The sequence below is a fragment of the Actinomycetospora chiangmaiensis DSM 45062 genome (assembly GCF_000379625.1).
In the GTDB taxonomy this organism is placed as follows: domain Bacteria; phylum Actinomycetota; class Actinomycetes; order Mycobacteriales; family Pseudonocardiaceae; genus Actinomycetospora; species Actinomycetospora chiangmaiensis.
Genome location: NZ_KB903217.1, coordinates 93,573 through 99,793, shown reverse-complemented (window position 1 = coordinate 99,793; position 6,221 = coordinate 93,573). Strand labels below are relative to the sequence as shown.

At 75.5% G+C, this 6,221-nt stretch carries 9 protein-coding genes; 2 read left to right on the top strand and 7 right to left on the bottom strand.

Going from position 1 to position 6,221, the window contains the following annotated elements; all coding sequences use genetic code 11:
* Both A3CO_RS38575 and A3CO_RS0100580 read left to right on the top strand, forming a co-directional pair.
* Nucleotides 1-183, top strand: a 183-nt coding sequence (locus tag A3CO_RS38575) for a hypothetical protein (RefSeq protein ID WP_026204144.1), incomplete at its 5' end; no start/stop codon positions are given.
* Between the two features lie 58 nt (nucleotides 184-241).
* Nucleotides 242-745, top strand: a complete 504-nt coding sequence (locus A3CO_RS0100580) for a PaaI family thioesterase (RefSeq protein WP_018330291.1) — start codon at nucleotides 242-244, stop codon at nucleotides 743-745.
* 2 nt (nucleotides 746-747) lie between these two features.
* Here the strand turns inward: A3CO_RS0100580 and A3CO_RS0100575 are convergent, their stop codons facing one another.
* From A3CO_RS0100575 to A3CO_RS0100545, 7 genes are all read right to left on the bottom strand, one after another.
* Nucleotides 748-1,215, bottom strand: coding sequence for a winged helix-turn-helix transcriptional regulator (locus A3CO_RS0100575; protein WP_018330290.1), 468 nt, complete (start codon nucleotides 1,213-1,215; stop codon nucleotides 748-750).
* Nucleotides 1,216-1,247: 32 nt separating this feature from the next.
* Complete coding sequence (gene pdxT, locus A3CO_RS0100570) at nucleotides 1,248-1,886, bottom strand: pyridoxal 5'-phosphate synthase glutaminase subunit PdxT (protein ID WP_018330289.1); 639 nt, start codon at nucleotides 1,884-1,886, stop codon at nucleotides 1,248-1,250.
* A 17-nt stretch (nucleotides 1,887-1,903) separates the two neighbouring features.
* On the bottom strand, nucleotides 1,904-2,320 hold the full coding sequence (locus tag A3CO_RS35155; protein ID WP_018330288.1) for a hypothetical protein: 417 nt from the start codon (nucleotides 2,318-2,320) through the stop codon (nucleotides 1,904-1,906).
* A gap of 31 nt (nucleotides 2,321-2,351) precedes the next feature.
* On the bottom strand, nucleotides 2,352-2,924 hold the full coding sequence (locus tag A3CO_RS35150; RefSeq protein ID WP_018330287.1) for a hypothetical protein: 573 nt from the start codon (nucleotides 2,922-2,924) through the stop codon (nucleotides 2,352-2,354).
* Between the two features lie 45 nt (nucleotides 2,925-2,969).
* On the bottom strand, nucleotides 2,970-3,878 hold the full coding sequence (pdxS, locus tag A3CO_RS0100555) for a pyridoxal 5'-phosphate synthase lyase subunit PdxS (RefSeq protein ID WP_018330286.1): 909 nt from the start codon (nucleotides 3,876-3,878) through the stop codon (nucleotides 2,970-2,972).
* Nucleotides 3,879-3,999: 121 nt separating this feature from the next.
* Nucleotides 4,000-5,040, bottom strand: coding sequence for an NUDIX hydrolase (locus A3CO_RS39895; RefSeq protein ID WP_018330285.1), 1,041 nt, complete (start codon nucleotides 5,038-5,040; stop codon nucleotides 4,000-4,002).
* A gap of 9 nt (nucleotides 5,041-5,049) precedes the next feature.
* Nucleotides 5,050-6,219 (bottom strand): glycosyltransferase family 4 protein, encoded by a 1,170-nt coding sequence (locus tag A3CO_RS0100545; protein ID WP_018330284.1) that lies wholly within the window; start codon nucleotides 6,217-6,219, stop codon nucleotides 5,050-5,052.
* Nucleotides 6,220-6,221 lie beyond the last annotated feature (2 nt).

Sequence of the window (6,221 nt, the reverse complement as noted above, 5' to 3'; positions counted from 1 at the left end):
TACGACCACGGCATCACCGACACCCGCGGCGAACCCCGCATCCCGACACCCTGGCGGCCCAGGACCGACCGCCACGGCCACCTCACCGAGCCGCAACGAGCGACCCTGCACGACCTCGACAACCGGAGACGCCAACAGCACCACCAGCCGCCCGACCCCCACGACAGCGACCCGCCGTTCTGACCATCCCTCAGATCGTGCAGTAGCGTCTGGGTTTCACAGCGCAACCCAGGAGGGCTCGATGAGCACCGACACCCCGCCCGTCGTCCGCGAACGCGCCTACACGTGGGAGGACCCCCGCGCGCTCGCCGGGCAGATCGCGGGCCGCACGGGGCTGGAGTTCCTGCAGGCGCTGGTGTCGGGCGAGCTCCCGCCACCGCCGATCATGGCGACGATCGGGGCCGGGGTGGAGTCGGTCGAGGCGGGGCGGGTCGTGTTCACGCTGACGCCGGCGGAGTTCCACTACAACCCGATCGGCTCCGTGCACGGCGGCGTGTTCGCGACGCTGCTCGACTCGGCCTGCGGCTGCGCGGTCCAGTCCACGCTGCCCGCCGGGGTCGGGTACACGAGCCTCGACCTGAGCGTGCGCTTCCTGCGCCCGATGTCCTCGGACACCGGACCGGTGCGGTGCGAGGGCACGGTGGTGTCGGCCGGGCGGCGGGTCGTCCTGGCCCGAGCATCGCTCACGGACGCCAGGGGCCGCCTCCTCGGCGAGGCCACGTCGAGCTGCCTGCTGCTGAACTGATGTCAGGCCGTCCGGCGGCGCGCCCCCGGGCCGGGCACCACCCGGACCCGGTCGGACGGAACGAGCACGTGCCCGTCCGCGCACACCTCCTGCACCACCACGGGGGCGCCGCACTCGTGCACCGCAACCGCGGGCGGGCCGGCCTCCCCCGCGGAGTGCCGGTCCCCGAACGCCATCAGCGCCAGGAGGACGGGCCGCAGGTCGTAGCCCGCCGTGGTCGGGCGGTACTCCCGCCGCGCCCGTCGGCCCGGCTCGCGGTACTCCCGGGTCTCGACGAGGCCGGCGTCGACGAGCGTGCCGAGACGCCGGGTCAGGACGTTGCGGGCGATGCCGAGGTGGTCGACGAGCTCGTCGAAGCGCCGCACCCCGTTCAGGACGTCGCGGAGCACGAGCACGGTCCAGGGCTCGCCGAGCACGGTCATCGTGCGCGCGATCGAGCAGGTCGCGGAGTCGAGCTCGCGCCAGTCCATGCGCCGAGGATAGCTGGGTGGCGGGCCGGGACTCAGGCCGTGTACTCGCGCACGCGGTGGAGGAAGAGGTCGTGGAGCCGCGCGTCGCCGGTCTGCTCCGGGTGGAACGCCGTCGCCATGACCGGCCCCTGGCGCACCGCGACGACCTTTCCCGACGCCGGGCCGCTGACGCTGCCCGGGATGCGGGCGAGCACCTCCACCCCGCGTCCGGTCGACTCGACCCACGGCGCCCGGATGAACACCGCCCGCACGGGACCCCCACGGATGCCGGTGACGGCCAGGTCGGACTCGAACGACTGCACCTGCCGCCCGAAGGCGTTCCGGCGGACCACGACGTCGAGGGCGCCGAGCTGGTGCTGGTCGGGTCGGGCGTCGATCGCCTCGCGGGCCAGCAGGATCATGCCGGCGCACGAGCCGAAGGCGGGCATGCCCGCGGCAAGCCGGTCGCGCAGCGGCTCGAGGAGGTCGAACGCCACGAGCAGCTTGGACAGCGTGGTGGACTCGCCCCCGGGGAGCACGAGCCCGGCGACCTCGTCCAGCTCCCGGGGCCGGCGCACCGGCCGCGGGTCCGCGCCGCACGCGCGGAGTGCGTCGAGGTGCTCGGCGACGTTGCCCTGCAGCGCCAGGACCCCGACGGGCGGCGCGGCGCCCCCTCCGGTCGTCACCGTCATGGTCCCCGTCTCCGTCCCTACATGTTGGCCCGGCCCGGGTAGCGGGCCCGGTACTCGTCCAGGTGCTGCGTCGCGCACATGCGCTGTTCCTGCTGGCCGTTCGCCTGGGACATGCACTGGTCGAGGGTGAGTCCCTCGCCGAAGCTGCCGGTCCCGAGCAGGGCGGGTACGACGACCGCCGCCCCCCAGATCAGCCCGACCAGCCCGAGGGCCAGTCCGGCGAGGGCGGCACCGCCGGAGCGCTCCGGGTCGTGGAACGCACGGCGGGCCCCGATGAATCCCACGACGATCGCCGCGAGTCCGGCCACGATCCCGACCCAGCCGAGAACCCAGGCGCTGCCCGCCGCGATGACGCCGAGGACGAGCGCCGGCGTGCCCCACCCGGCGAGACCCCGGCCCTGGTCGGAGACGTCGGCGGGGCGGGAGGTCGTCATGCGCAGGATGGTCCCACGCCCGGTCGGCGGCCTACTCCGCGGCGTTCGGGAACCGCTGGTTGAACTCGGTGATGTGCTGCGACTTGCACATGTGCATCTCGAACGAGGACGTCGCCTGGGCGAGGCACTGGTCGAGCGTCAGCCCGTCGCCGAACGCCCCGGAGCCGAACAGGGTCTGCGACACCACGACCGCACCCCAGACGAGGCCGACCGCACCGAGCACGAGCCCGCCCAGCGAGAAGGCGCCGTCGGTGGCGAGTCCGCGCCACGCACGGCGCGCCCCGAGGAAGCCGGCCGCGACGGCGAAGAGGCCGAGCACCACCCCGGCCCAGCCGCTCCACGCGGTCGCCGCCGCCAGCAGGCCGAGCACGAGGGCGGGCAGGCCCATCCCCGCGCGTCGCTCCGGCTCGGCCGGTTCCGGCTCGGGTGCCGCCTCCCGGGCCGCCGCACGCGGTGGCGCGGGCGGCACCGGAGGAGCGGCAGGACCCGGCGTCGGGCGGGCCGGGCGTCGGCCGCCGACAACGGGCAGCACGTCCGTGGGTGCGTCGACCGGCTGCATCGGCACCACGCGCCGGCGGGCGTCCTGGTTCGTCTCCGCGGTCATCGCCCGCGATCCTCCCATCCGCGTGTGTGGCCCTGGTGCGGCCGCCTACCAGCCGCGGGTGGCGAGCCGCTCCGAGTCGGGCATGTCGGCCGTGGTGCGCCCGACCATGGCCTCCCCGAGGCCGGCGGAGACCTTGGCGATCACGTCCGGGTCGTCGTGGAAGGTAGTGGCCTTGACGATGGCCTCGGCGCGGCGGGCCGGGTCGCCGGACTTGAAGATGCCGGACCCGACGAACACGCCCTCGGCGCCCAGCTGCATCATCATCGCGGCGTCGGCGGGGGTGGCGATCCCACCCGCGGTGAACAGCACGACGGGGAGACGGCCCGACTCGGCGATCTCCCGGACCAGCGGCAGCGGGGCCTGCAGCTCCTTGGCCGCGGTGTAGAGCTCCTGGGTGTCCATCCGCGAGAGACGGCGGATCTCGCCGCGGATCGCGCGCATGTGGCGCGTGGCCTCGACGACGTTGCCGGTGCCCGCCTCGCCCTTCGACCGGATCATGGCCGCGCCCTCGCCGATGCGGCGCAGCGCCTCGCCCAGGTTGGTCGCCCCGCAGACGAAGGGGACGGTGAAGGCCCACTTGTCGATGTGGTGCGCCTCGTCGGCCGGCGTGAGCACCTCGGACTCGTCGACGTAGTCCACGCCGAGCGACTGCAGCACGCGGGCCTCGACGAAGTGGCCGATGCGGGCCTTCGCCATGACCGGGATGGAGACGGCCTCGACGATCCCGGTGATCATCTCGGGGTCGGACATGCGCGCCACGCCACCGTCCGCGCGGATGTCGGCGGGCACGCGCTCGAGCGCCATGACGGCGACCGCGCCGGCGTCCTCGGCGATCTTCGCCTGCTCCGGGGTGACGACGTCCATGATGACGCCGCCCTTGAGCATGTCGGCCAGGCCCCGCTTCACCCCGTCGGAGCCGGTCTGGGGCGTGGTGGTCTGGGTCGGGCGGGTCACGAGCGGGCCTCCAACGACGACGGTGGGTACGCGTCCGATGCTAAACGCGACCCCCGACGACGTCAGGGCGTCATCGGTCACGCCCCACCGGACCGACGTCCTGAATCGACCGGGAACCGCCCTACTGGATCGGCACCGGCGCGTCGACCGGGTCGATCGACCCGGGATCGCCGAGCAGGTCCGCGAGCTGGCGGGGGTAGACGACGTCGACGGTGGCGGCCAGCTCCGTGCGGGTCCACCAGCGGTGGCGCCGCACCGTGCGCCGCTCGAGCTCGGTGAAGCCGGAGACGTCGATCTCGGGCACCGGGTCCACCCGCAGCAGGAAGAACAGCTCGCGCGCCGCGTAGGCGACACCGTCGTGGCTGAACACCACGTCGCGCACCCAGACCGGGTCGGCGAGCTCCCCAGCCATCCCCGTCTCCTCGCGCAGTTCGCGCGACGCGGCCTCCCGTGGCTCCTCGCCCGGCTCGATCCCGCCGCCGGGGGTGAACCAGAACGCCTCGGTCGGCCGGGCCGGGTCGACGCCCTCGAAGAGCAGGACCCGCTCGTCGGGATCCAGGACCACGATGCGCGCCGCGTCGCGGGCGACCGCCGGTTCGCCGGCCCCACCCGACGACCCGGTGGGTCCCGGGTCGGCCGCGGGCTCGGCGATGTCGAAGTACTCCGGGTAGGGCGCGGTCCCGGCCAGGCGCAGGGCCCGGACCATCCGACGCCCGCGCAGCGCCCGGGTGTCGCGCACCGCGTCGTTGTGGATCCGGCGGGCCACCACCACCCGGGCGTCGGCGTCGGCGAGCTCGGCGGAGAGGTCCGGCGGGAGCGTCGCGGTCTCCAGCGGCGAGCGGCGCGCCACGAGGTCGTTCTCCGCGGCCTCGCGGCCCCGCCCCTCCCCCGTCGCCTCCGCGACGCGGGCGGCCGCGCGCAGCGCCCGGCGGTCGGTCGGCGAGAGCGCCGACGGCGGGGCCGTGGCGGCGACCGCGCGGACCACGGCGGCCCGCCGGTCCAGCGCCGCGACGAGCCCGCGCCGTGCGGCGTCGACCCGTACGTGCAGCCGGTCGAGCCGGCGGGCGCGGCCGATCGCGACGAGCGCCGTCACCAGCAGCAGCACGACGACCACGGCGATGACGACGACGAGGACCCACCCGCCCGGCCCGAACACGTTCACCCGGGGAGGTTACCGCCGGGGCACGGCCCGCCCGGCGCGCAGGGCGGGCTCGGCGAGGGCCGCCACCGGCCGCGGGTCGGCCGCCACGGCGACCTCGTAGACCCGCAGCACGGCGGCCGCCACGGCACTCCAGTCGAAGGCCCGGACGCGGGCCCGCCCGGCCGTCGCGAGCGCCCGTCGTCGGGACGGATCCCCGAGGAGCGCGGCGAGTCCGGCGGTCCACGCGGCGGGGTCGTCGGGCGGGAGGAGCAGCCCGGCGGGCGCCCCGGTCTCGGGGTCGGTGAGCACCCGGCGGAAGGCCTCGATGTCGCTCGCCGCCACCGGCGTGCCGGCGGCGAGCCCCTCGGCGACGACGATGCCGAAGCTCTCGCCGCCGGTGTTGGGGGTGGCCAGCACGTCCATCGCGCCGAGCGCGCGGGCCTTCGTGCGGTCGTCGACCGCGCCGAGCACGTCGACCCGGTCGGTCAGGGCCGCGGGCAGCCGGCGGCGCAGGTCGGCCACGTCGCCGCGCCCGACGACGAGGAGGCGGGCCTCCAGCGGCGCCAGCGCCTCGAGCAGGATCGGCATCCCCTTGCGCGGCTCGTCGAACCGGCCGACGAAGCCGACGGTCGGCGGTCCCGGGGGGCGCGGCAACGGGTCGGCGGCCGCCGCCGAGATCGCCGGGACGTCGACCCCGTTCGGGATCTCCACCGCGTCCCCGCCGAGGTGCTCGACGTAGACCTGGCGGGCCAGCGGCGACACCGCGATCCGGGCCGTGACGCGCTCGAGCAGCGGCCGCAGCAGGGGCTGGAACGCGAGCATGGTCCGCGAGCGCGGGGTCGAGGTGTGGAAGGTGGCGACGACGGGTCCCTCGGCCACCGCGAGCGCCAGCATCGACAGGCTCGGGGCGGTCGGCTCGTGCAGGTGCAGCACGTCGAAGTCGCCCGCCGCGAGCCAGCGCCGCACCCGGTGCATCGACACCGGGCCGAACGTCAGCCGCGCGACCGAGCCGTTGTACGGGATGGCGACCGCCCGGCCCGCCCGGGTGACGAACGCCGGCACCGGGGTCGACTCGCTCGCCGGCGCGAGCACGTCGACGTCGTGGCCCAGACCCTGCAGTGCGCGGGCCAGATCCAGCACGTGGGCCTGCACGCCGCCCGCCACGTCCAGCGAGTAGGGACACACGATGCCGACGCGCATTG

Excerpts from the sequence above, each read along its gene's own strand:
- pdxT (WP_018330289.1), bottom strand. The coding sequence starts at position 1,886 with ATGACGGTGACGACCGGAGGGGGCGCCGCGCCGCCCGTCGGGGTCCTG.
- A3CO_RS35155 (WP_018330288.1), bottom strand. The coding sequence starts at position 2,320 with ATGACGACCTCCCGCCCCGCCGACGTCTCCGACCAGGGCCGGGGTCTC.
- A3CO_RS35150 (WP_018330287.1), bottom strand. The coding sequence starts at position 2,924 with ATGACCGCGGAGACGAACCAGGACGCCCGCCGGCGCGTGGTGCCGATG.
- A3CO_RS0100575 (WP_018330290.1), bottom strand. The coding sequence starts at position 1,215 with ATGGACTGGCGCGAGCTCGACTCCGCGACCTGCTCGATCGCGCGCACG.
- A3CO_RS0100580 (WP_018330291.1), top strand. The coding sequence starts at position 242 with ATGAGCACCGACACCCCGCCCGTCGTCCGCGAACGCGCCTACACGTGG.
- A3CO_RS0100545 (WP_018330284.1), bottom strand. The coding sequence starts at position 6,219 with ATGCGCGTCGGCATCGTGTGTCCCTACTCGCTGGACGTGGCGGGCGGC.